Origin of the sequence: Rhizobium sp. C1 (assembly GCF_021026335.1) — a bacterium.
Taxonomy (GTDB): domain Bacteria; phylum Pseudomonadota; class Alphaproteobacteria; order Rhizobiales; family Rhizobiaceae; genus Ensifer_A.
Map to the genome: position 1 here is coordinate 936187 of NZ_JAJNCY010000001.1, position 21676 is coordinate 957862.

At 59.6% G+C, this 21676-nt stretch carries 19 protein-coding genes; 8 read left to right on the forward strand and 11 right to left on the reverse strand.

Annotation, left to right across the window (positions count from 1 at the left end; translation table 11 throughout):
- The first annotated feature begins 27 nt into the window (after window positions 1–27).
- The 4 genes from LQK83_RS04630 to rpmG all read left to right on the forward strand — a co-directional run bounded on the left by LQK83_RS04630 (window position 28) and on the right by rpmG (window position 2653).
- Window positions 28–471, forward strand: a complete 444-nt coding sequence (locus LQK83_RS04630; protein WP_230836074.1) for a DUF983 domain-containing protein — start codon at window positions 28–30, stop codon at window positions 469–471.
- Complete coding sequence (locus LQK83_RS04635; RefSeq protein ID WP_230836075.1) at window positions 468–1190, forward strand: NUDIX hydrolase; 723 nt, start codon at window positions 468–470, stop codon at window positions 1188–1190. The genes LQK83_RS04630 and LQK83_RS04635 overlap by 4 nt, the downstream gene beginning before the upstream one ends.
- Before the next feature lie 7 nt (window positions 1191–1197).
- Window positions 1198–2397, forward strand: a complete 1200-nt coding sequence (locus tag LQK83_RS04640) for an MFS transporter (protein WP_230836076.1) — start codon at window positions 1198–1200, stop codon at window positions 2395–2397.
- A gap of 88 nt (window positions 2398–2485) precedes the next feature.
- Window positions 2486–2653, forward strand: a complete 168-nt coding sequence (gene rpmG / locus LQK83_RS04645) for a 50S ribosomal protein L33 (protein WP_023512792.1) — start codon at window positions 2486–2488, stop codon at window positions 2651–2653.
- A gap of 839 nt (window positions 2654–3492) precedes the next feature.
- Here rpmG and LQK83_RS04650 read toward each other — a convergent pair.
- Both LQK83_RS04650 and LQK83_RS04655 read right to left on the reverse strand, forming a co-directional pair.
- Window positions 3493–4866 (reverse strand): PleD family two-component system response regulator, encoded by a 1374-nt coding sequence (locus LQK83_RS04650; RefSeq protein WP_230836077.1) that lies wholly within the window; start codon window positions 4864–4866, stop codon window positions 3493–3495.
- A 10-nt stretch (window positions 4867–4876) separates the two neighbouring features.
- Window positions 4877–5248 carry a response regulator gene (locus tag LQK83_RS04655; RefSeq protein ID WP_230836078.1) on the reverse strand — a complete coding sequence of 124 codons (372 nt, stop codon included), beginning with the start codon at window positions 5246–5248 and terminating at the stop codon, window positions 4877–4879.
- A gap of 225 nt (window positions 5249–5473) precedes the next feature.
- Here LQK83_RS04655 and LQK83_RS04660 point away from each other — a divergent pair, with 225 nt between their 5' ends.
- The 4 genes from LQK83_RS04660 to LQK83_RS04675 all read left to right on the forward strand — a co-directional run bounded on the left by LQK83_RS04660 (window position 5474) and on the right by LQK83_RS04675 (window position 9196).
- Window positions 5474–5782, forward strand: a complete 309-nt coding sequence (locus tag LQK83_RS04660) for a DUF3572 domain-containing protein (protein ID WP_230836079.1) — start codon at window positions 5474–5476, stop codon at window positions 5780–5782.
- Window position 5783: 1 nt separating this feature from the next.
- Window positions 5784–6428: a hypothetical protein gene (locus tag LQK83_RS04665; RefSeq protein WP_230836080.1), complete on the forward strand. Its 645-nt coding sequence runs from the start codon at window positions 5784–5786 to the stop codon at window positions 6426–6428.
- 55 nt (window positions 6429–6483) lie between these two features.
- Complete coding sequence (locus tag LQK83_RS04670; protein WP_230836081.1) at window positions 6484–7779, forward strand: DNA polymerase IV; 1296 nt, start codon at window positions 6484–6486, stop codon at window positions 7777–7779.
- Window positions 7780–7858: 79 nt separating this feature from the next.
- The gene (locus tag LQK83_RS04675) at window positions 7859–9196 is read left to right on the forward strand and encodes a L,D-transpeptidase family protein (RefSeq protein WP_230836082.1); all 1338 of its coding nucleotides are present in this window, start codon (window positions 7859–7861) and stop codon (window positions 9194–9196) included.
- On the opposite strand, the gene dnaE is transcribed toward LQK83_RS04675, so the two are convergent.
- The 9 genes from dnaE to nuoN all read right to left on the reverse strand — a co-directional run bounded on the left by dnaE (window position 9124) and on the right by nuoN (window position 21675).
- Entirely contained in the window at window positions 9124–12630 is a 3507-nt protein-coding gene (dnaE, locus tag LQK83_RS04680) for a DNA polymerase III subunit alpha (RefSeq protein ID WP_230836083.1), read from the reverse strand. The genes LQK83_RS04675 and dnaE overlap by 73 nt on opposite strands.
- 365 nt (window positions 12631–12995) lie before the next feature.
- Window positions 12996–13679: an ABC transporter ATP-binding protein gene (locus LQK83_RS04685; protein ID WP_230836084.1), complete on the reverse strand. Its 684-nt coding sequence runs from the start codon at window positions 13677–13679 to the stop codon at window positions 12996–12998.
- A gap of 16 nt (window positions 13680–13695) precedes the next feature.
- Window positions 13696–15000 carry a lipoprotein-releasing ABC transporter permease subunit gene (locus tag LQK83_RS04690; RefSeq protein WP_230836085.1) on the reverse strand — a complete coding sequence of 435 codons (1305 nt, stop codon included), beginning with the start codon at window positions 14998–15000 and terminating at the stop codon, window positions 13696–13698.
- 19 nt (window positions 15001–15019) lie between these two features.
- Window positions 15020–16342, reverse strand: coding sequence for a proline--tRNA ligase (gene proS, locus LQK83_RS04695; protein ID WP_230836086.1), 1323 nt, complete (start codon window positions 16340–16342; stop codon window positions 15020–15022).
- A 572-nt stretch (window positions 16343–16914) separates the two neighbouring features.
- Window positions 16915–17190: a DUF1467 family protein gene (locus tag LQK83_RS04700; RefSeq protein ID WP_230836087.1), complete on the reverse strand. Its 276-nt coding sequence runs from the start codon at window positions 17188–17190 to the stop codon at window positions 16915–16917.
- A 160-nt stretch (window positions 17191–17350) separates the two neighbouring features.
- Window positions 17351–17755 carry a methylmalonyl-CoA epimerase gene (gene mce, locus LQK83_RS04705; RefSeq protein ID WP_230836088.1) on the reverse strand — a complete coding sequence of 135 codons (405 nt, stop codon included), beginning with the start codon at window positions 17753–17755 and terminating at the stop codon, window positions 17351–17353.
- A 28-nt stretch (window positions 17756–17783) separates the two neighbouring features.
- Complete coding sequence (locus LQK83_RS04710; RefSeq protein WP_230836089.1) at window positions 17784–19454, reverse strand: ribonuclease J; 1671 nt, start codon at window positions 19452–19454, stop codon at window positions 17784–17786.
- A 2-nt stretch (window positions 19455–19456) separates the two neighbouring features.
- A complete protein-coding gene (locus LQK83_RS04715) occupies window positions 19457–20233 on the reverse strand; it encodes a biotin--[acetyl-CoA-carboxylase] ligase (protein WP_230836090.1) in 777 nt (258 codons plus the stop codon).
- A complete protein-coding gene (gene nuoN / locus LQK83_RS04720; protein ID WP_230836091.1) occupies window positions 20233–21675 on the reverse strand; it encodes an NADH-quinone oxidoreductase subunit NuoN in 1443 nt (480 codons plus the stop codon). The genes LQK83_RS04715 and nuoN overlap by 1 nt, the downstream gene beginning before the upstream one ends.
- Window position 21676: the final 1 nt, after the last annotated feature.

Below are 21676 nucleotides of genomic sequence, written 5' to 3' on the forward strand. Positions count from 1 at the left end.
GTCTTCGGGCCGATGGGAGGCAGTTTGATGAGTTCGAGCAGCGACGTCAGCGAGATCGTGGTCGAGGATGCGCATCGTCCGGTCTGGCCGGCGATCAGGCGGGGACTGCTCAACACCTGCCCGGCCTGCGGCTCTGCACGGCTCTTCAAGGCCTTTCTGAAGCCGGTGGATGCCTGCGCGGCCTGCGGTACGGATTTCACGCCGCAGCGTGCCGACGACCTCCCGCCCTATATCGTCATTGTCGTCGTCGGACACGTCCTGCTGACCGCCTATATGCTGACGGACGATTTCATGCCCAAGTCCCTGTGGGCTCAATTCCTCATATGGGTTCCGCTGACGATCCTGTTTTCGGTGACCATCATCCAGCCCATCAAGGGCGGCGTCATCGGTCTGCAATGGGCGCTGCGTATGCACGGTTTCGGGGGCATAGACCCCAACGACCCAACAGAGGAGCCGGAGGACCGGAGATGACGGACGCACCGGGCGTAGCCTATCTTCCGGATGCCGCCATGCTTGCCGCGCAAGGCGGCCATCCGACCTTGCGGCCGCGCGACGCGGCAACCCTGCTTCTGCTGAGGCGCGATAAGGGCAAGACGCAGGTCTTGTCCGGGCGGCGCAGCGACAAGCACAAGTTCATGCCGGGCCTCTATGTGTTTCCCGGCGGGCGGCGTGATCCGGCCGATTCGCGCGTGGCCGTTTCGGGCGTGATTGCCGAGCATGTGGCCCGCAAGCTTGCCTACAAGTCCGGTGCACGCATGACCGATGCCCGCATGCGGGCGCTTGCGGTGGCCGCCATTCGCGAGACCTACGAAGAGGTGGGCCTGACCATCGGCACGCCGCATGGCAGGCTGAAGGCCACCCTGCCCTTTACGCCGAATATCGGCCCGTTGAGGCTGGTCGGGCGGGCGATCACGCCTCCCGGACGCTCACGGCGCTTCGACACGCGTTTCTTCGCCCTCTTTGCAGAGGAGCTGCGGCTGGATCTCAGCCTATTGCGGCCAAGCCCCGAACTTGAAACGTTGGAATGGGTGGATGTGGACGCGATCGGCGACCTCAAGATGCCCGGAATCACGCTGGCGATCCTCGCCGACATCAGCGCCATGCTGAAAATTTCGCCGGAATTGAATCTCGACCTGCCAGTTCCATTCTATTACATGCGCAGCGGCAAGTTCGTCCGCGAAGAGATCTGAACATTTCATGGAATTGCCAGTGCAGAAGAGTTCACAAGACCAGGACAATATCAGGTGGCCCTCCTTCATCGCCGCCACGGCTTCGGTGACGGCGGTCGGCGTGGCTATCGGTCTGGGTCTGCCACTCCTTTCAATGATTCTGGAAAAGCGCGGCGTGCCGTCCACACTGATCGGGCTGAACTCCGCCATGGCCGGCATTGCCGCCATGATGGCGGCCCCGGTCACGACCAGGCTTGCGCATCGCTTCAGCGTACCCTCGACAATGATCGTCGCGGTGCTGCTGGCAGCATTGAGTGCACCGGGCTTCTATTTCGCAACGAATTTCTGGCTCTGGTTCCCGCTGCGAATCGTCTTCCACGGCGCCACGACGACGCTCTTCATCCTGTCGGAGTTCTGGATCAACGCCTCAGCGCCACCCAAGAAGCGCGGCTTGGCGCTCGGGGTCTATGCCACCGTTCTATCTGTTGGCTTCGCGCTCGGGCCGCTGATCTTCGCGCGAATCGGCAGTGAGGGATTGCTGCCTTTCCTCCTTGGCGCAGTGGTTCTGCTGATCGCGGCCGTTCCCGTGTTCGTTGCCCGCGGCGAATGTCCGGTGATTGACGAGAAGCCCCAGCTGCATTTCATGCGCTACATTCTGCTGGTGCCGACAGCCACGGCGGCGGTCTTCGTCTTCGGCGCGGTCGAAGCGGGCGGCCTCTCGCTGTTTCCCATCTACGCAACCCGCAGCGGCTTCTCCGAGGCGCAGGCGGCCCTTCTGCTGACGCTGATGGGAATCGGCAACATGCTCTTCCAGATCCCCCTCGGGCTGATCTCGGACCGGCTGAAGGATCGGCGCATTCTGTTGTTTATCATGGCCTTTTGCGGCCTCATCGGAGCGTTTATTCTACCGCTGCTGTCCGACAGCTGGGAGCTGCTGGCGGTCGTCCTGCTGTTCTGGGGTGGCTCCGTGGCCGGGCTTTACACGGTGGGCCTGAGCCATCTGGGTTCGAGACTGACCGGCGCGGATCTTGTGGCGGCCAATGCCGCCTTCATCTTCTGCTATGCTGTAGGGACGGTAGCAGGTCCGCAGGTGATCGGCGCAGCCATGGATGCGAGCGCGAAATATGGCTATGGCCAGCAAGGTTTCGCCTGGGCGATTGCCTTCTTCTTCGGCCTCTATTTCGTGCTTTCCGGGGTGCGAATGATTTTCCGGCCCAAAAAGGCTTGACTTTTCGGGCGCGATTTGTAGTTTCGCGCCAGATTTCGCCAAGCCGGATACACCGCTTCGGCGACGCTTTTTATTGAGGCACTGAAAAATGGCGAAAGCAACAACCATCAAGATCAAGCTTCTGTCGACTGCCGACACGGGCTTCTTCTACGTCACCACGAAGAACAGCCGTACCATGACGGACAAGATGACGAAGACGAAGTACGATCCGGTCGTCAAGAAGCACGTCGAGTTCAAGGAAACGAAGATCAAGTAATCTGCTTGATCCATTCTGTTTCAGATCGGGGCCGAAAGGCCCCGTTTCATTTTGTGCGACCCCCTGGAGCGTTTCAGACGGACGGTGCGCTTCCGGCAAAAAGAAAGCGCCCATACGGCTCTCCCTTTGCCTTCCATGCGACCCCCGGCACCGAAACAGATTCTCTGTTTTTGCGGGGCTGCTCAAGCCCCTGCACATCTTGAGCGTGGCGTCACTGCTGATGACGTGGGTGTTGCAGACTCGGCAACTGCGCCAACGCCAAGCACGATCCCAGCGCGATAGACGCATGAGCATCATCAGCATTTAAGCCTGACAGCACAGCAATTAAACCCGATTTCGAAGATTTTGAATGACGGCGGCTGACCAGCAGACGGCGGCGGCACGAGGAAACCGCTCTGACCGCGCGCTGGTCAGCCAACCCCACGACCCAGGAGATGCGGCGGACCTGACATCATGGGGCAACTGAATGTCTTGTGACATCCGTCATTGAGGAAAAGATCGCCCGGTTTTTAAAAAAAATCAACGATTTCTTAACTAGGGCGGGACGGACAATAATTTGAAGGTTAATTTTAAGCGGATCTTCTCAAGGATTCCTCTCGGCAAACCATTCAAAAACGTCGATATTTCGTTATGGATTGCAATCTTTATATTTGGAGAGAGTAATTCACAAGGGAATGAACCGTATCTACTCCGGCTAAATTAACGCAATAAAACATATGCTTAAGCCGGCAGGCGGAGCGCGCATCGAAAAAGACGTCGAACGTTCCGCGGTTTTCCAACATGGTAGCCTTACGTTACGGGAGCCTTAGATCCTCGTGACACGAAAGTTGTGGAAAGTCTTAGGCAGCGGCTGCGACAACACGGTTACGACCGGCATTCTTGGCCTCGTAGAGCGCCTGATCCGCCGCCTTCAATAATTGGCCCGGATTCTGGATTGCTTCAGAAATAGACGCAATTCCCAGCGAGGCTGTGACGTTCAGTTCCAGCCCGGTGGCTGAGAGACGGAACGGCTTGCCTTCAATCGCGCTGCGCAGACGCTCGGCTATCGTCGCGGCCATGTCCAGCGAGGTGTCCGGCATGACAACCACAAATTCCTCACCGCCAAAGCGGCAGGCGAGATCCGCTCCGCGCACGGTAGAACGGATGCGGACGGCAAGTTCCTTGAGAACTTCGTCGCCAGCGTCGTGGCCGTAAGTGTCGTTGATCAACTTGAAGCGGTCTATATCCGTCAGGCAGACGGAAAGCGCCCTGCCGCGGACACGAGCGCGGTCGAAAAGCAGCTTCAGATGATTGTCGAGATAGCGGCGATTGCTTAACCCGGTCAGGCCATCAGTCACGGCCAGTTCGATCGTATGCTCGACGCTGGCGCGCAGCTGCTCATTGTAGCGCTTGCGTCTGATTTGCGTCAGGCTGCGCGCCACGAGTTCATTCGGATCGATCGGGCGTACGATGTAGTCGTTCACGCCCAGTTCGAGCGCGCGGGCAACGAGGCCTTCCGTATCATGATCGGCAATCAGCAGGATGGGAATGAAGCGAGTCCGTTCCAGTGAGCGCAGCTGGGAACACAGGCGCAACGGATCGTAATCCTCCAGGTTTGAGTTTACGATCACCAATTCGGTAGGATTTTCAGCGGCGTAGAAGAGCGCCGCCTGGGCATCCGAGATGGCCGTCACGTCGGCGATCGGCCGCAATGACTTGGAGATGCGATCCTGCGAGGATGCGCGCGGGTCGACAAGCAGAACCTGACCCGGCTCGCTCGCGTCGCCTTCAGCCACCGTCTCCTCTCCCACCATGCCGAACTTGCGGGCCGTTTCCAGACGGACTCGGAGTTCGTCTGAAAGGGCCTTCAGGCGGAGCAGGCTCTTGACGCGGGACATGAGCTGCAGATCGTTGACCGGCTTGGTCAGAAAATCGTCGGCTCCGGCCTTCAGCCCTCGCACCCGGTCGGACGGCTGATCGAGCGCGGTGACCATGACAACCGGGATATGCGCCGTCTTGGCGTTTGCCTTCAGCCGTTCGCAAACGGTAAAGCCGTCAATGCCGGGCATCATGATGTCGAGAAGGATCAGATCCACCTGCGTCTTTTCACAGAGATCAAGTGCGGCAAAGCCATTCTCGGCCGTAATCACGTCGAAATACTCGGCCAACAAACGGGCCTCCAGCATTTTCACATTCGCCGGAATATCGTCAACGACAAGAATACGGGCCGTCATGTCTACCCCTTCAGGCGTCGCCGAGATAAGTCTTGATGGTCTCGATGAATTTCGGCACCGAGATGGGCTTGGAGACATAGGCCTCGCAGCCGCCCTGCCTGATCCGCTCCTCGTCGCCCTTCATGGCGAAGGCGGTGACGGCAATGACCGGGATGGTGTGCAATTCCGGGTCTTCCTTCAGCCAGCGCGTGACATCAAGACCAGAGACTTCCGGAAGTTGAATATCCATCAGAATCAGGTCGGGCTTGTGCTGACGGGCAAGATCAAGCGCTTCCATGCCGTTGCGGGTCTGGATCGTCTGATATCCCGATGCCTCGATAAGATCGCGGAAGAGCTTCATGTTGAGCTCGTTATCCTCGACGATCATCACGCGTTTGACCATGCTTCTATCCGTCGCCTTCCATTCAAACTTCACACCAGCAGACGGCGGCGTCTGCCCCGGCCGATAAAGCACATCGCATTCCTTGCAGAAGGCGCGAGAAACTGTTTCCGCCGCCGCACGCATGCGGTAGAATCGTCTTGTCCATCGCGAACGCCACGATTCCTGAAGTTGTTCCTCGGAACATTACTCAGATTTGTTTGAATAATTCGTAACCCGGGGTCGCCCATGCATCTCAAACCCGCCAAGAATGCCGGTCCGGCACATCAACCGGAGGAGATTGCGGTCGCCATCCTCGCCTGGCTCGGCGAAGAACCCGACATGCTGACGCGTTTCCTGTCACTGAGCGGGCTGGAAGCCTCCTCGCTTCGCCAGTTCTCCCGTTCGCCCGGCTTTTCCGCCGCCCTCATGGAGTTTGTTATGGCGCATGAGCCGAGCCTGATGGCCTTCAGCGCCCATTCAGGCATTCCTCCGGCGTCCATCGCGGCCGCATGGCAAGCCTTGAGCGGGCCCTATTACGGCGGCACGGGGGCCTGACATGACGGACCTCAGCCATATCCGCCTTACCGGGCGGCCGCTGATCATCAGCGATGTCGACGATGTGATCCTCGAATTCATCGAGCCCTATGAGCGCTTCCTGCAGTCGCGCGGCCTCAAATTCGTTCCGCGCTCCTTCCGCCTCACAGGCAATATCGTGCGCCTCGAAGACGAGACGCCTGTCAGCGAGGAGGATGTCAGGCAGTCGCTGCACGACTTCTTCGAGGAGCAGCACATCTGGCAGAAGCCGTTCGAACACGTTCTGACCGCGCTTCCCTTGCTGGCGGAAGAGGCCGACATTGTTTTCCTGACGGCCATGCCTCCCAAGTTCACCGCAGCGCGGCGGCTGCATCTTGATGCGCTGGGGCTCAATTTCCCGATGGTCGCAGTGGAAACAGCCAAGGGCCCGATCGCCTCCATGATCCGCGCGGAGCAGACCGCACCCGTCGTTTTCGTTGACGACATGTCGCATAACCTTGCCTCGGTCTCCGAGCATATCCCCGACTGTCTGCTCCTCAGCCTTGCGCCACCATCCGCCGTTCATGCCATGGGGCCGAAACCGCCGGAAGCGGCACGTATCGTGCGTGACTGGGCCGAGGCGTCGCCCATCATCAGGACGCATTTCTCGGGCGGCTTTGGCGCTTGAGCGCCGTCGCGATTTCGCCTAACGTCGCGATGTTCAATTTTTGTTCCAGAGACTCATGACGGGCGACACCATCCTGCCAGGCTTTTGCCGTGACTGCTTCCAGCCGATCACAGGCCGGGCGGAGCGTTGCAAGGCCTGCGGGAGCCCGCGTCTGGTCAGGCACGGGGAACTGAACGATCTGCATCTCGCCCATATCGACTGCGATGCCTTCTATGCCAGCGTCGAGAAGCGCGACAACCCGGATCTCGCCGACAAGCCCGTCATCGTCGGCGGCGGCAAACGCGGCGTCGTTTCGACCTGCTGTTACATTGCACGCATACGCGGCGTGCGCTCGGCGATGCCGATGTTCAAAGCGTTGGAGGCCTGTCCGGACGCGGTCGTCATCAAGCCGGACATGGAGAAATATAGCCGCGTGGGCCGGCAAATCCGCCAGATGATGCAGGACCTGACCCCGCTAGTCGAACCGCTTTCCATCGACGAGGCGTTTCTCGATCTGAAGGGGACAGAGCTGATCCACCATCACGAGCCCCCTGCCCGGCTCCTGGCACGCTTCGCGCAACGCGTGGAGGACGAGGTTGGGGTGACGGTCTCTGTCGGGCTTTCCTATTGCAAATTCCTGGCCAAGGTTGCCTCCGACATGCGCAAGCCGCGGGGCTTCAGCGTCATCGGGCGGGAGGAGGCCCTGTCCTTCCTGGCGCCCAAGCCGGTGACGCTGATATGGGGCGTCGGCCGGGCCTTCGCGGAAAAGCTCGCTCAGGACGGAATTCGCGAGATCGGGCAATTGCAGCAGATGGACGAAGCCGCCTTGATGCGGCGGTATGGCACGATGGGTCAGCGGCTCTTCAAGCTGTCACAAGGGCTGGACGACCGGCAGGTGCATAGCGACGGCGACGCCAAAAGCATTTCGGCGGAGACGACGTTTTCCGAGGATATCGCCGATCTTGAAACGTTGACTGGACATTTGCGAGCCCTGTCCGAAAAGGTCTCGCGGCGTCTGAAGCGGAGCGGTGTTGCCGGGCAGACGGTCGTTCTCAAACTGAAGACCCAGGACTTCAAGTCCCGAACCCGCAGTTTCAGCCTCGACAACCCGACCCAGCTGGCGGACCGCATTTTCCGAACCGGCCTTTCCCTGCTCGAAAAGGAAGCGGGAAGCACGAAGTTCCGCCTGATCGGCATCGGCGTGACCTCGCTCGGCCAGGCCACGCTCGCAGACCCCATGGACCTCATAGACGAGCAAGCGGCACGGCGTGCCAAGGCCGAAGCGGCCATCGACGCGCTGCGGGACAAGTTTGGCAATCGCAGCGTCGAGACCGGCTATACATTTCGCCCGACAGATGAGCGCTCGCGCTGAAAATCTCCGCGCCAAAGACAGCATTCATTAAGAACTGAGGGATAAAATTTAGCTTCCCTCAAGATTTCGGACATCTGCCATGCTCAACGGCCGTACTCTCTCCATTGGTTTTGTCATGGCGATCCTGAGCGCCACACAGGCGGTGGCGGGTGATGGACAGGTCCTCCAGATTCTGGTTTCGCGGAACCTGCAGTCGCTGAAAGTCTATGACGGCGACAAAGTCGTCGCGACGTCGAAGGTTTCGACCGGCAAGCCTGGTCACGACACGCCGACCGGCATTTTTTCCGTCCTGGAAAAGCAGAAATTTCATCGCTCGAACAAATATTCCGACGCGCCGATGCCGTGGATGCAGCGCATTACGTGGTCGGGCGTGGCGCTGCACGAATCCAACAGTGTTCCGAATTACCCTGCCTCGCATGGCTGCGTGCGCATGCCTGCCGCCTTTGCGCAGGAACTCTACAAGATGACGGAGCGCGGGGCACATGTCATCATCACGGACGCGCCGGTCACGCCGGAGCGCGTTCGCAGCGCCATGCTGCCGCGCCCCGCTGTTTCCCCTGTTGGCCCGGCCTTCATGAGTGACGTGGCCATGACGCCGGTGTCGGCGCAGAACCTTGTTCCCGGCACCGAACTGGCCATGAATGATGCGGCCTCGCAATCGAAGATGACCATGCGACCTGACAAGCCGCGCGAGCCGATCTACGTGCTGATCACGCGCGCAGACCATCGCAGCGTCATGCCCGAGGTACAGGCGTTGCTCAACCAGTTCGGTTATGACGCCGGCGTCGTGGACGGTGCTGCGGGAACGCAGACCAATGCGGCCATCGCCAAATTCCGCAAGGATAACGGCCTGCCCGACGGCGTGATGGCGGATGACGCTCTGGTGGCGGCACTGTTTGCAAAAGCCGGCCGACCACTACCCCAAAACGGGATCCTCGTGGTCCGGCGGAACTTTGCTGAAATTTACCGCGCGCCGGTCACCATTGATAACGAACCGAAGGCGCTCGGGACGCATTTCATCGAAGCCCGCAACGTGGACCCCCGCACAGGCTTTGCCGAATGGTATGGCTTCACCCTCTCCAACCGAATTCCCGATGCCGCGAAGAAGCGTCTCGGTATCACCGAGGATGCGGATGCAGGTGCCGAAGACTCGGTCGCCAATGCCCTAGACCGTGTCCATATGAGCGAAGAGGCCAGGCTAAAGCTTGGAGAACTGCTCGGCGAAGGCTCCTCGATCACCGTGACCGATGTCGAGAGCCTGAGCGAGACCGGCCTCGGCACCAACTTCATTACGCTGACCGAGCCGACCGACAAGGTTCAAGCCGCGCCGGAAATCGCCCGCCGTCAGACCAATTCGACATCCAGGATCCCGGGCGCCGCCTTGAGCGCTGCGGCGATCTCGGGCGAAATCCGGTAACGGCCGGGCAACTCCACCTCGATCTCCCGCCTGCCCGCCTCCTTGATGACGATGAAGGAGACGAGGCCATCTCCCTTTGCATTCAGATGCGGCGCAACCGCCTTCAACGGGCCGCTGTCGCGGACATAGACACGTAGCGCCTTCTGCATCTGGACGGATTTCTCCTCCAGAGAATTCAGCGTCTGGATGCGAAGGCCGATGCCCTCAGGACGTTCGTCGGCGGCGACCGTCATGACGAAGGATTTGCCGGCTTCCAGAACGTCGCGATACTGGTTGAGGGTCTCGGAAAACATCACGGCCTCAAACTGGCCGGAAGCATCGGAGAAGTTCACGATGCCCATCTTGTTGCCGGTACGCGTCTTGCGCTCCTGCTTTGACGTCACCGTTCCGGCCAGACGCCCCGCACTCGCCCCCTGCTTTACCGCGGCGGCGAAGTCAGCGAAATTCTGGACGCGCATCTTGGCCAAGACCTCCGCATAGGAATCCAGCGGGTGTGCCGAAAGGTAGAAGCCGAGAACCTGAAACTCCCGCAGAAGCCGTTCGGAAGGAAGCCAAGGCGTGACGCTCGGGAAGCTCAGCTTCTCCTCTCCCCCGGCCCCGCCACCGAACATATCGCTCTGACCGCTCGCACGGTTTTCGCTCTCGCGCTGGGCATAGCCGATGATCCGGTCAATCCCGGCGGCAAGAACCGCGCGGTCATGACCGAAGCAATCGAATGCACCGCCATGGATCAGGCTTTCCAGAACGCGCCGGTTCACAAGCTTGGCGTCGATGCGCAGGCAGAAATCTTCCAGTGACGCGAAAGGCTTCTCGCCGCGGACCGCGACGATGTGATCGACAACCGCTTCCCCCACACCCTTCAGAGCCGCCAGCGAATAATAGATGCGATTTTCGCCCGTTTCGAAATGGCGGAACGAGGTCTGAACCGATGGGGGCACAACCTCGATGCCGAGGCGGCGCGCATCCTGGCGGAAGTCATTGACCTTTTCGGTGTTCTGCATGTCGAGAGTCATGGACGCGGCCAGGAACTCGACCGGGTAATGCGCCTTCATGTAGGCGGTTTGGTAGGAGACGATCGCGTATGCTGCGGCGTGCGACTTGTTGAAGCCGTAGTTGGCGAATTTCGCCAGAAGATCGAAGATGATATCGGCCTGCGCCTTGGACACGCCGTTCTTGACCGCGCCGTCCACAAAGCGCGCCCGCTGTTTGTCCATCTCCTCCTTGATCTTCTTGCCCATGGCGCGGCGCAGAAGGTCGGCTTCGCCGAGCGAATAGCCGGACAGAACCTGGGCGATCTGCATCACCTGCTCCTGGTAGACGATAACGCCCTGCGTCTCCTTGAGCAGATGGTCGATCTTCGGATGGATCGATTCGATTTCCTCCTCGCCATGCTTACGGGCGTTATAGACCGGGATATTCTCCATCGGACCGGGACGATAAAGCGCCACCAGTGCGATAATGTCCTCGATGCAGTCGGGGCGCATGCCGATCAACGCCTTGCGCATCCCGGCACTTTCAACCTGGAACACACCCACCGTCTCGCCGCGCGAGAGCATGTCGTAAGTCGGCTTGTCATCCAGCGGCAGAGCCGCGAGATCGACCGATATGCCGCGCTTGGCGACGAAATCCACGGCCGTCTTCAACACCGTCAGCGTCTTCAGGCCGAGGAAGTCGAATTTCACCAGACCGGCCTGCTCGACCCATTTCATGTTGAACTGGGTGACGGGCATGTCGGAGCGGGGATCGCGATACATCGGTACAAGGCGCGAAAGCGGCCGGTCCCCGATCACGATGCCGGCGGCATGCGTCGAGGCGTGGCGGTAAAGGCCTTCGATCTTCTGTGCGATATCGAGCAGGCGCGCGACAACGGGCTCGCGATCGGCCTCTTCCTGAAACTTGGGCTCCTCCTCGATCGCCTTGGAAAGTGGCGTAGGATTGGCCGGATTGTTCGGCACCAGCTTGCAGATCCTGTCGACCTGACCGTAGGACATTTCGAGGACACGACCGACGTCTCGAAGGGCGGCGCGCGCCTGAAGCGACCCAAAGGTGATGATCTGGGCCACCTGCTCGCGGCCGTATTTCTGCTGGACGTAGCGAATAACCTCTTCGCGCCGGTCCTGGCAGAAGTCGATATCGAAGTCGGGCATCGAGACGCGTTCCGGGTTGAGGAAGCGTTCGAAGAGAAGCGAGAAACGGAGCGGATCGACGTCGGTAATCGTCAGCGCATAGGCCACAAGTGAACCGGCACCCGAACCACGGCCCGGACCGACCGGAATATCATGTTGTTTAGCCCACTTGATGAAGTCGGCAACGATCAGGAAGTAGCCGGGAAACTTCATGCGCTCGATGATGCTGAGTTCGAAGGCCAGTCGTTCCTCGTACTCCTCGCGCGTATAGCCTGGCGCCATTCCAAGTGTATCGAGGCGCATGGCAAGACCCTCAATAGCCTGCCGCTTCAATTCCGCCGATTCCGCCCGCTCGGCCTCTTCCGCGTCGTCCGTCGCGCCGGTGAAGCGCGGCAGGATCGGCTTGCGGGTCTGAAGGATGAAGGAACAGCGCTTCGCGATCTCGACCGAGTTCTCCAGGGCTTCCGGCAGATCGGCGAAAAGCGCACACATTTCAGCGCGGCTTTTCAGATAGTGATCCTGCGTCAGGCGAAAGCGATTGTCGTCCGAGACCATGGCGTTGTGGGCCACCGCCATCAACGCATCATGGGCGTCGAAGTCTTTGCGAGCAGGAAAGAAGGCTTCGTTGGTCGCAACCAGCGGCAGATCATGCCGATAGGCCAGATCGACCATCTTCTGCTCGTGCCGACGGCTATAGCCTTCCTGCCGCTGCAACTCGATATAAAGACGTTCCGGAAACAGCTGCGACAATGCCAGAAGCCGCTGCTCTGCCAGAGGCGCGTGTCCTTCCTTAAGGGCCATGTCGATGGGCCCGGTCGACGCCCCCGTCAAGGCGATCAATCCGTCAGTCCCCTCCTCCAGCCAAGACAACCGGATTCGAGCAGCCTGGTTGCCTTCGCCATCGAGATAGGCGCGGCTCACCAGTTCCATCAGCCGGTCGTACCCCGCCTCGGTCGAGGCAAGCAGGATGAGCGACGGCAATCTCGTCAGCGAAGCCTGGACACCGCTACGGCGGTCATTCTCCGTCGCGTCCTGCATGTCGATCGACATCTGACAGCCAATAATCGGCTGGATACCGTCATAAATTGCCTTCTGCGCAAATTCGAGCGCGACGAAGAGATTGTTGGTGTCGGTGATTGCGATCGCCGGCTGCTCGTCGGCAGCGGCGATCGACAGGATTTTCTTGAGAGGCAAAGCCCCTTCGAGAAGCGAATAGGCGGAGTGCACACGAAGGTGCACGAAACCGGGCCCGGCTTTCGGTCCCGAAGTTTCCACCGCTGCCGGCTTACCTGTCGCCAGATCGCCCATCGCTCATTCTCCATGTCCTGAATCAAGAATGCATTGTGGGAAATCAGGAGGTGTCCTGTCCAGCCGTAATGCCGGACGGGGCGGCAGCGTCCCCGAAAATCACATGGCCATGAGGATGAGAGACATGGTGGCGACGAACATGGTCATGGATGCGAATGCGGCGATATCACGAAGGATGTCAGTCATAGCGGGCTCCTTTCCACTTATGTTCATACTATGTTCTCATTATGTTCAAAGAGTCAAGCGCCCCTGCCGAAGATTTTCGGAAGTGACTGAGATCACGGAAGAATCCGCCGCTTTTTTTTGGGGGGGCCGTACGGCGGCCGGCGGATATAAGGTGGAAAATTGGAAAGTCGAGCCGAGGCTCAGAACTCCAGAACCCTGCCCTCATCAAGGGTGATGCGGCGATCCATCATGGAGGCGAGCTCGTGATTGTGGGTCGCGATCATGGCCGCAAGACCTGATTGACGGACGAGTGCCGTCAGCGCATCGAAAACATAACCGGCCGTGTCGGGGTCGAGATTGCCGGTCGGTTCGTCTGCAAGCAGAATCTGCGGTGCGTTGGCAACCGCACGAGCGATCGCAACGCGCTGCTGTTCGCCGCCGGAAAGCTCGGCAGGACGATGGGTGCCGCGATGGCCGATGCGCATATAGGCGAGCAGCTGTTCGGCGCGCTCGGCGGCATCCTTGCGCGAGAGTCCCGCAATCAGCTGCGGCATCATGATGTTTTCCAGCGCGCTGAACTCGGGCAGGAGATGATGGAACTGGTAGACGAAGCCGATCTCGGCGCGCCGCACGGCGGTGCGCTCGTCGTCAGACATGTCTGCGCAGGAATGGCCGCCCACCATGACATCGCCCTCGCTGGGACGTTCAAGCAGGCCCGCAATGTGTAGAAGCGTCGACTTGCCGGTGCCGGAGGGCGCAACGAGCGCCACGGTCTCCCCGCTGCGAAGCGTGAAATTGGCCCCTTTCAGGATCGAAAGCTCCTGATCGCCCTGCCCGTAGCTGCGCCGAATATTCTTCAGTTCCAGGACTGCTTGCTGCTTCATCGGGTTTGGGACCTTCTTATTCGTATCTCAGCGCCTGGACGGGATCCAGCTTGGCGGCGCGCCAGGCCGGGAAAATCGTCGCCAGAAAGGACAGCGCCAATGCCATGGCGATGACCGACAATGTCTCTCCAAGATTCATTTGGGCCGGCAGCTGGCTCAGGAAATAAAGTTCGGGATTGAAAAGCGTCGTGCCGGACAGCCAGGAGAAAAACTGCCGGATCCGCTCGATATTGAGACACACGACAACGCCGAGAATGACGCCGGCAAATGTGCCCGCAGTGCCGATCGCTGCCCCCGTCATGAAGAAAATGCGCATGACAGAGCCGGAGGTTGCGCCCATCGTTCGCAGGATGGCGATATCGTGCCCCTTGTCCTTCACCAGCATGATCAGGCCGGAAATGATATTGAGAGCCGCCACCAGCACGATCAGCGTCAGGATCATGAACATCACGTTTCGCTCGACCTGCAGAGCAGAAAAGAAGGTCGAGTTCCGTTGTCTCCAGTCGGTGATAAAGATCTGACGCCCCGCCGCCTTTTCGACCGGCTCCCGCAATTCATCGATCTTATCGGGATTGTCGACGAAGAGTTCGATCGACTGAACGATACCTTCCGAGTTGAAATAGAGCTGCGCCTGCTCCAGCGGCATGAAGATGATGCTGGAGTCATATTCCGACATGCCGATCTCGAAAACCGCCGCCACCTTGTAGGATTTCACACGCGGGTTGACGCCCATCGGCGTCACGTCACCTTCCGGTGATATAAGGGTCACGGTATCGCCTGCACTCACTCCGAGCGTGGCGGCGAGCCTGGAGCCGATGGCGATTCCGTCGCCGGACGCAAAGCCGACGAGGTCCCCTGCCTTGATGTTATTAGCGACATATTTCAGCTTGGTGATATCTTCGGCGCGGATGCCTCGCACCAGCGCACCGGACCCCGCGCCGTTCTTGCCGGAAGCCAGCGTCTCGCCCTCGACCAGCGGAATGGCCATCTTCACCCCGGGCACGGCAGAGAATTTCTTCGCCAGATCATTGTAGTTGCTGAGAGGCGTATCAACGGGCTGAATGATCATATGCCCGTTGACGCCCAGAATGCGGGAGATCAGTTCGGTGCGGAAGCCGTTCATCACCGCCATGACGATGATGAGGGTGGCGACGCCCAGCATGATGCCGACGAAGGAAAAGCCGGCGATCACGGAAATGAACGCTTCCTTGCGCCGGGCGCGGAGATAGCGCCAGGCCACCATGCGTTCGAAGGCGGAAAACGGCCCCGTTTTGGTGATCCGGTTTGCCGTTGCGCTTGCGCCGCTATCGCCTTTCGCCATGTCGTCTCCGTATCGACTGTCAGCCGATGAGTTTGTTGATCGCCGCCTCGATCGTCAGTGTCTGACGCTCGCCGGTCTTGCGATCCTTCAATTCCACTTCGCCACTGGCGACCGAGCGAGGGCCAACAATGACCTGATCCGGAACGCCGATGAGATCAGCCGTTGCGAATTTCGAGCCCGCCCGTTCGTCCGTGTCATCCAGCAGTATGTCCTTCCCGGCATTCGCGAGGCTTTCGTAAATGCGCGAAGAGGCCTCGTCGCAGGCGGCGTCACCACTTTTCATGTTGATGATCATCGCATCGAAGGGGGCAATGGACCGCGGCCAGATGATTCCGTTGTCGTCATGGGAGGCTTCGATGATGGCGGGAACGAGGCGGGTGGGGCCGATCCCGTACGAGCCCATGTGGACAGCATGTTCCTTGCCATCCGGACCAAGCACCTTTGCGCCCATCGGATCGGAATATTTTGTACCGAAATAGAATATGTGGCCGACTTCGATGCCACGGGCCGAAAGACGATCGCCTTCAGCAATAGCGTCGAATTCCGCTGCGTCATGCATTTCGGACGTTGCGGCATAGGCCGAGGTCCATTGGTCGAAGATACCCTGCAGTGCCGCCACGTCGTCGAAATCGGTGTTTTCGGCGGGAATATCGAAATTGACGAAGTTCTTGTGGCAGAAGACTTCCGATTCGCCGGTTTCGGCCAGAATGATGAACTCGTGGCTGTGGTTGCCGCCAATGGGACCGGTATCCGCACGCATCGGGATAGCACGCAGGCCCAGACGCGCGAAGGTGCGCAGATAGGCGGCGAACATCTTGTTGTAGGAATGGATCGCGCCTTCCTTCGTCAGATCGAAGGAGTACGCGTCCTTCATCAGGAATTCGCGCGAGCGCATCGTGCCGAAGCGCGGACGGATCTCGTCGCGGAACTTCAGCTGGATGTGATAGAGGTTCAGCGGCAGATGCTTGTACGACTTGATATACGAGCGGAAAATGTCGGTGATCATTTCCTCGTTCGTGGGGCCGTAGAGCATCGCACGGTCCTGACGATCCTTGATGCGTAGCATTTCCTTGCCGTAGTCATCATAACGACCACTTTCCTGCCAGAGCTCAGCTGACTGCAAAGTGGGCATCAGAAGCTCGATCGCGCCAGCGCGGTTCTGCTCTTCGCGAACAATCCTGCAGACCTTGTCCAGCACACGCTTGCCGAGCGGCAACCAGGAGTAGATGCCTGCGGACTGCTGACGGATCATCGCCGAGCGCAGCATCAGGCGATGGGAGACGATTTCGGCCTCCTTGGGATTTTCCTTGAGAATGGGCAGAAAGAAACGGGAGAGACGCATGACGGTTTCCAGACGAAAAGTCATCTCCAAAAGCTGGAGAATCGGGCTTGCTGTTGTCGAATTCGAAGCGTTCTTAAACGCTTCCGGGCCGGATGAAAACCCGCCAGCCTCAGCTCCGCCCGATCGTACACAAGGGGACATCCGATTGCGGCATCTTACGTAACGGCAAGACGCGCATGACGGGAATGTGAAATTTCGTTGTCAATAGCAAAAATCCTGACAACTGTGTCAAAAATGCAAAAAAACCTGATGACAAGGCGCAATCTATTCGCTAGTTTCAGCCTACAAAACAGGCAGAGATGAAGAAACTCTGCTAATTTCGCGGTCAAGTCTTGGGAGGATCAGATCGTAGGCGCGCTCTGTCGCTGCCGCCGGAAACGGCTAAGGGTCACGCGAAGAATTTGGAAACAAGGCTCAAAAGGCCTTGTTTTTTTTTGCTTTCATTCGCCCGCACAGACAAAGAGAAACTGCGTTGCCCCCAAGGCGCGCGCTTCGCAGCTTTCCGTCATTGTCCAGACATGTGACGTCGGACCCAAGCCTGCAGGACTTGCTATGGGGCAGCGATGAAGCGCTCAAAGCGATCGGTAATCCGGGTAAAACTGCGGAATGGAATCGAAGGTAAAGCCGAAATACATCGAGACCACGAACCAGCCGGCGAAGATGGCAGCCGCCACGATCGTCGTCAGCAGGAAGGTTCGCCAAGCGCGATGATGGGCCGGCGCGCTTGCCACGGTCCCGAGCACACGCTGGCCTTCCTCTTGCTGGCTGCGGAAGCCGAAGGGCAGGATCAGGAACAGGGTCAGCCACCAGATGATGAAATAGACAGCAAAGCCAAAGAACCAGTTCACGCTCTTTCCTCCCGAGCGCCCAGAGACGAGCGCGACCGAACTGATTTACTCCCAACGCGGCGTTCTGAAAAGCGCGTTCACGGACCCGCCGGTTTCAAAGCCTTTTTCAAGATCAAATACTTGAGAGGGACAGAGCGCAAAATTGCTCTGCGCCAAAGCGTCACACCTGTTCCAGTTCGACCAGTGTGCCTTGAAAATCCTTGGGATGCAGGAACAGAACCGGTTTGCCATGGGCGCCGATCTTCGGGGTTCCGTCTCCGAGAACACGCGCCCCGCCGGCTGCCAGTTGATCGCGCGCCGCGATGATGTCGGGCACTTCATAGCAGATGTGATGCATGCCGCCGGCCGCGTTCTTGGCGAGGAAGGCCGCAATAGGGGAATTCTCTCCGAGCGGCTCCAGGAGTTCCACCTTGGTGTTCGGGAGCTCCACAAAGACCACCGTCACGCCATGTTCCGGCAGAGCCTGTGCCTGCGATACGTGAGCGCCCAGCGTATCGCGGTATACGGCGGTCGCCGCGGCAAGGTCAGGCACGGCGATTGCGATGTGATTGACCCTTCCCAGCATGTCTTCTCCTCCGTTGTTTCGCAGTCTGTCAGGTTACGCGGTTCAGGAACACGGTCACGACCGGTTTTTTGCCCCAGCTCTGGTTGACGGTGGCCCTCACCGCCCGGCGGACCGACTCCTTGAGCCCTTCAAGATCCTTGCGGCGGGCGCGCGGAATGCTTTCCACGGCACCGAGCACCGCATCATAGATCGCGTCATCCATGGCATCGCCCTCGTCATCGAAGGCGGGAAGCCCGATACTCACCACGTCCGGATCACCCGCGAAGTCGTAGCGCGAATCCAGAAGCACGCTGACGGCTACATGGCCGACATAGGCAAGTTTCCGGCGTTCGCCAATTCCCACTTCGTCGTAGTCGCCGATCAGCGCGCCATCCTTGTAAATGCGGCCATGATGAACCTGATCGATAATCACGGCCGGGCCAGGTGCCAGACGCAGCATGTCGCCGTTGCGAACCTGCTGCACCGTTTCGATGCCGGCGCTGGCGCCGAGCTCCGCCTGCGCGTTCAGATGCGCCGCTTCGCCGTGGACGGGGACGAGGATTTTGGGACGGATCCACTCATACATCTGGCGCAATTCGGCGCGGCGCGGATGGCCCGACACATGCACCAGAGCGTCGCTGTCACCGATGATCTTGATCCCCTGGTCGATCAAGGCGTTGCAGATGTCGAGGATCGGTTTTTCATTGCCGGGGATCGTGCGCGACGAAAAGACAACGAGATCGCCGGGAGCCAATGCAACATTGCGCATCTCGTCGCGAGAGAGCTTGGCCAGCGCCGCCCTCGCCTCACCCTGACTACCTGTCAGGATCACGACCACCTTGTCACGCGGGATATAGCCAAACTGATCCTCGCCGATGAAGGGCTTCACGCCTTCCATCAGGCCGCAATCCCGGGCCACATCGGTCACCCGCTTCATCGAACTGCCGAGAAGCAGAACCTCGCGTCCTGCGCGCTCCGCTGCTTCCGCGATAGAGCGAATGCGGCCGACATTCGAGGAGAATGTGGTGATTGCAACGCGGCCCTCTGCCTCTTCGATGATCTTGGTCAAGCTTTCTGCAACCTCTTTTTCGGAGGGAGAAATGCCTTCGCGCATCGCATTGGTGCTGTCGCACATCAAAGCGAGAACGCCTTCGTCGCCCAGCGCACGAAACCGCGTTTCATCCGTCACCGGTCCCACGGAAGGATGCATGTCAATCTTCCAGTCGCCGGTATGGACGACATTGCCGAGCGGTGTGCGGATGAAAAGCGACATCGGCTCGGGGATCGAGTGGGTGACGGCCACGGCCTCGATCTCGAAGGGACCGACATTAATGCGGTCGCCAGCCTTGAAGATATTGATCGGCACTTCGCCGCGGCTTGCCTCGAACTCCCGCTTGGCCTCAAGCATGCCAGCCGTGAAGGGCGAGGCATAGACGGCGACATTCAACTCGCGCCAGAGATCGGAGAGCGCGCCATAATGGTCTTCATGGGCATGTGTGATGATGATCGCCTTCAGATCCTTGCGTCGCTCCTTGATGAAGGCGATGTCGGGCAGAACGAGGTCAACGCCAGGAAGGTCCGGCCCTGCAAAGGTCACGCCGCAGTCGACCATGATCCACTGCCGCTTCGCCGGCGGGCCAAAGCCGTAAAGCGCGAGGTTCATGCCGATTTCGCCAACGCCGCCCAGCGGAAGGAAGATCAGTTCGTCAGAATTCGCCATTCTCAATTTCTTTCTTGGCCCATGAAAAACACATCGCCTGCAGCAATTGCCTGCCGCGTTCCATCGGGCAGGTCGAGCAATAGCATACCCTGCGCATCAATCCCCGAAAAAATGCCCTGCAGTGATCGGTCGGGCAGGTTCACAGTGACGGGCTCTCCGATGCCCTTGGCAACCGCACGCCACTGGCTGACGAGGGTAGACGTACCCTCGCCTCGATCCCAGATCTTCAGCAAACGCTCCATCGCCTCGTAAAGGCGGGCAAACAGGATTTCGGGGCTGCAGGTCGCGCCCCGTTCCGCAAGACACGTTACCGGGTAAAGCGCCTCGGCCGGCTTGTGTGCAATGTTAACACCACATCCGATGACCAGAGCGTGATGACCGCCGGGGAGCGTTTCCCCCTCAAGAAGGATGCCGCTCACCTTGCAGCCCTCGACGAGAACATCGTTCGGCCACTTGATGCGGACATCCACATCGGCAGGAAGCTCGCGGCGGATCGCATCATAGACGGCCAGAGAGACGACCAGCGGCAGACTTGCCAGACGATCAAACGGCGCGGGATCGATGAGAAGCAGGGAGGCGTAGAGATTACCAGGCTCGGAGACCCAGGACCGCCCGCGGCGCGCCCGACCGCTGGTCTGCCTGCGCGCGGTGACCCAAAGCTGCCCTGGATCGCCGGAACGCGCACGTTCGAGACATTCGAGATTGGTCGAAGGTGTCTCGTTCAGTTCGATCTGCCGAAAGCCGTTTTCCGGCTTTCGGCCAATTCCAATCCCGTCCATCAGTAGAAGGAACGGGCAGCAGCTTCAGCTGCAGCACCCAGCGGGCCGCCGATCAGCAGGTAGCCGATGACGAAGAGACCCGACAGGCCATAGATCAGCTTCAGTTCGCCGGCGGGGCGCGTGAACTCGCGTTTGACGTCGTCGAACCACATGACCTTGACGATGCGCAGGTAGTAGTAGCAACCGACAACCGAGGACAAGACGCCAAGGATGGCGAGCGTCAGCAGGTTTGCCTTGATGGCGGCCATGAACACGAAATACTTCGCGAAGAAGCCTGCAAGCGGGGGGATGCCAGCCAAAGAGAACATCAGAAGCGTCAGCACCAGCGCCATCACTGGGTTGGTCTTCGAAAGACCAGCCAGATCGTCGATACCCTCGACAGCACCGCCGTCCTTCACGCGCATCGCGAGAATGCAGGCGAAGGCGCCGAGCGACATGACCGAGTAGATCAGCAGATAGATCAGAACGCCCGAGATGCCTTCCTGATTACCCGCAGCGATGCCAACCAGGGCATAGCCCATGTGACCGATCGAGGAATAAGCCATCAGGCGCTTGATGTTCGTCTGACCGATTGCGGCGAAGGCACCGAGCGCCATGGATGCAATCGAGATGAACACGACGATCTGCTGCCAGTCATGCATGATCGGCTTGAAGGCGATCGCGACGAGATGGATGAGGATCGCCATGGCGGCAACCTTCGGGGCAGCAGAGAAGAAGGCCGTGACCGGGGTCGGTGCGCCTTCATACACGTCCGGCGTCCACATGTGGAATGGAACGGCCGAGATCTTGAACGCAATACCGGCAAGCACGAAGACGAGACCGAAGACGAGGCCCAGCGAACGATGTTCGGCGGTCAGCGCGCCGGCAATCTCCGAGAAGCCGGTCTGGCCGGTGAACCCATAGACGAGCGACATGCCGTAAAGCAGCATGCCCGAGGACAGTGCGCCCAGAACAAAATACTTCAGGCCGGCTTCGGTCGACTTCAGGCTGTCACGGTTGATCGCGGCCACCACGTAAAGCGCCAGCGACTGCAGTTCAAGCGAGAGGTAGAGCGAGATGATGTCGTTGGCCGAAATCATCAGCATCATGCCGAGCGTCGCCAGCACCATCAGAACCGGATACTCGAAACGTTGGTCCGGCTCCGAACGGCTGTTGCCGAAAGCGAGGATCAACGCGACGACAGCGCCGGCCAATGACAGGAGCTTCATGTAACGTGCGAAAGCGTCCGACCGATAGGCGCCGGCGAAGGCGGTCCCATCGGCGCTCTTGAACACGACGAGCGCGCCAACGGCGACCAGCAACAGGATCGAAAGCCCCGTCACCGTGCCTGCGGACTTGTCGCCGGAGAAGACGCCGATCATCAGAAGGATCAGCGCGCCGACAGCGAGAACCAGCTCCGGAAGCGAAAGCTGCAGGCTGGCGATTAGCGTTTCTGCGGTCATG

Coding starts and splice junctions, on each gene's coding strand:
- LQK83_RS04630 (WP_230836074.1), top strand. CDS start 28: ATGAGTTCGAGCAGCGACGTCAGCGAGATCGTGGTCGAGGATGCGCAT.
- LQK83_RS04635 (WP_230836075.1), top strand. CDS start 468: ATGACGGACGCACCGGGCGTAGCCTATCTTCCGGATGCCGCCATGCTT.
- LQK83_RS04640 (WP_230836076.1), top strand. CDS start 1,198: ATGGAATTGCCAGTGCAGAAGAGTTCACAAGACCAGGACAATATCAGG.
- rpmG (WP_023512792.1), top strand. CDS start 2,486: ATGGCGAAAGCAACAACCATCAAGATCAAGCTTCTGTCGACTGCCGAC.
- LQK83_RS04650 (WP_230836077.1), bottom strand. CDS start 4,866: ATGACGGCCCGTATTCTTGTCGTTGACGATATTCCGGCGAATGTGAAA.
- LQK83_RS04655 (WP_230836078.1), bottom strand. CDS start 5,248: ATGGTCAAACGCGTGATGATCGTCGAGGATAACGAGCTCAACATGAAG.
- LQK83_RS04660 (WP_230836079.1), top strand. CDS start 5,474: ATGCATCTCAAACCCGCCAAGAATGCCGGTCCGGCACATCAACCGGAG.
- LQK83_RS04665 (WP_230836080.1), top strand. CDS start 5,784: ATGACGGACCTCAGCCATATCCGCCTTACCGGGCGGCCGCTGATCATC.
- LQK83_RS04670 (WP_230836081.1), top strand. CDS start 6,484: ATGACGGGCGACACCATCCTGCCAGGCTTTTGCCGTGACTGCTTCCAG.
- LQK83_RS04675 (WP_230836082.1), top strand. CDS start 7,859: ATGCTCAACGGCCGTACTCTCTCCATTGGTTTTGTCATGGCGATCCTG.
- dnaE (WP_230836083.1), bottom strand. CDS start 12,630: ATGGGCGATCTGGCGACAGGTAAGCCGGCAGCGGTGGAAACTTCGGGA.
- LQK83_RS04685 (WP_230836084.1), bottom strand. CDS start 13,679: ATGAAGCAGCAAGCAGTCCTGGAACTGAAGAATATTCGGCGCAGCTAC.
- LQK83_RS04690 (WP_230836085.1), bottom strand. CDS start 15,000: ATGGCGAAAGGCGATAGCGGCGCAAGCGCAACGGCAAACCGGATCACC.
- proS (WP_230836086.1), bottom strand. CDS start 16,342: ATGCGTCTCTCCCGTTTCTTTCTGCCCATTCTCAAGGAAAATCCCAAG.
- mce (WP_230836088.1), bottom strand. CDS start 17,755: ATGCTGGGAAGGGTCAATCACATCGCAATCGCCGTGCCTGACCTTGCC.
- LQK83_RS04710 (WP_230836089.1), bottom strand. CDS start 19,454: ATGGCGAATTCTGACGAACTGATCTTCCTTCCGCTGGGCGGCGTTGGC.
- LQK83_RS04715 (WP_230836090.1), bottom strand. CDS start 20,233: ATGGACGGGATTGGAATTGGCCGAAAGCCGGAAAACGGCTTTCGGCAG.
- nuoN (WP_230836091.1), bottom strand. CDS start 21,675: ATGACCGCAGAAACGCTAATCGCCAGCCTGCAGCTTTCGCTTCCGGAG.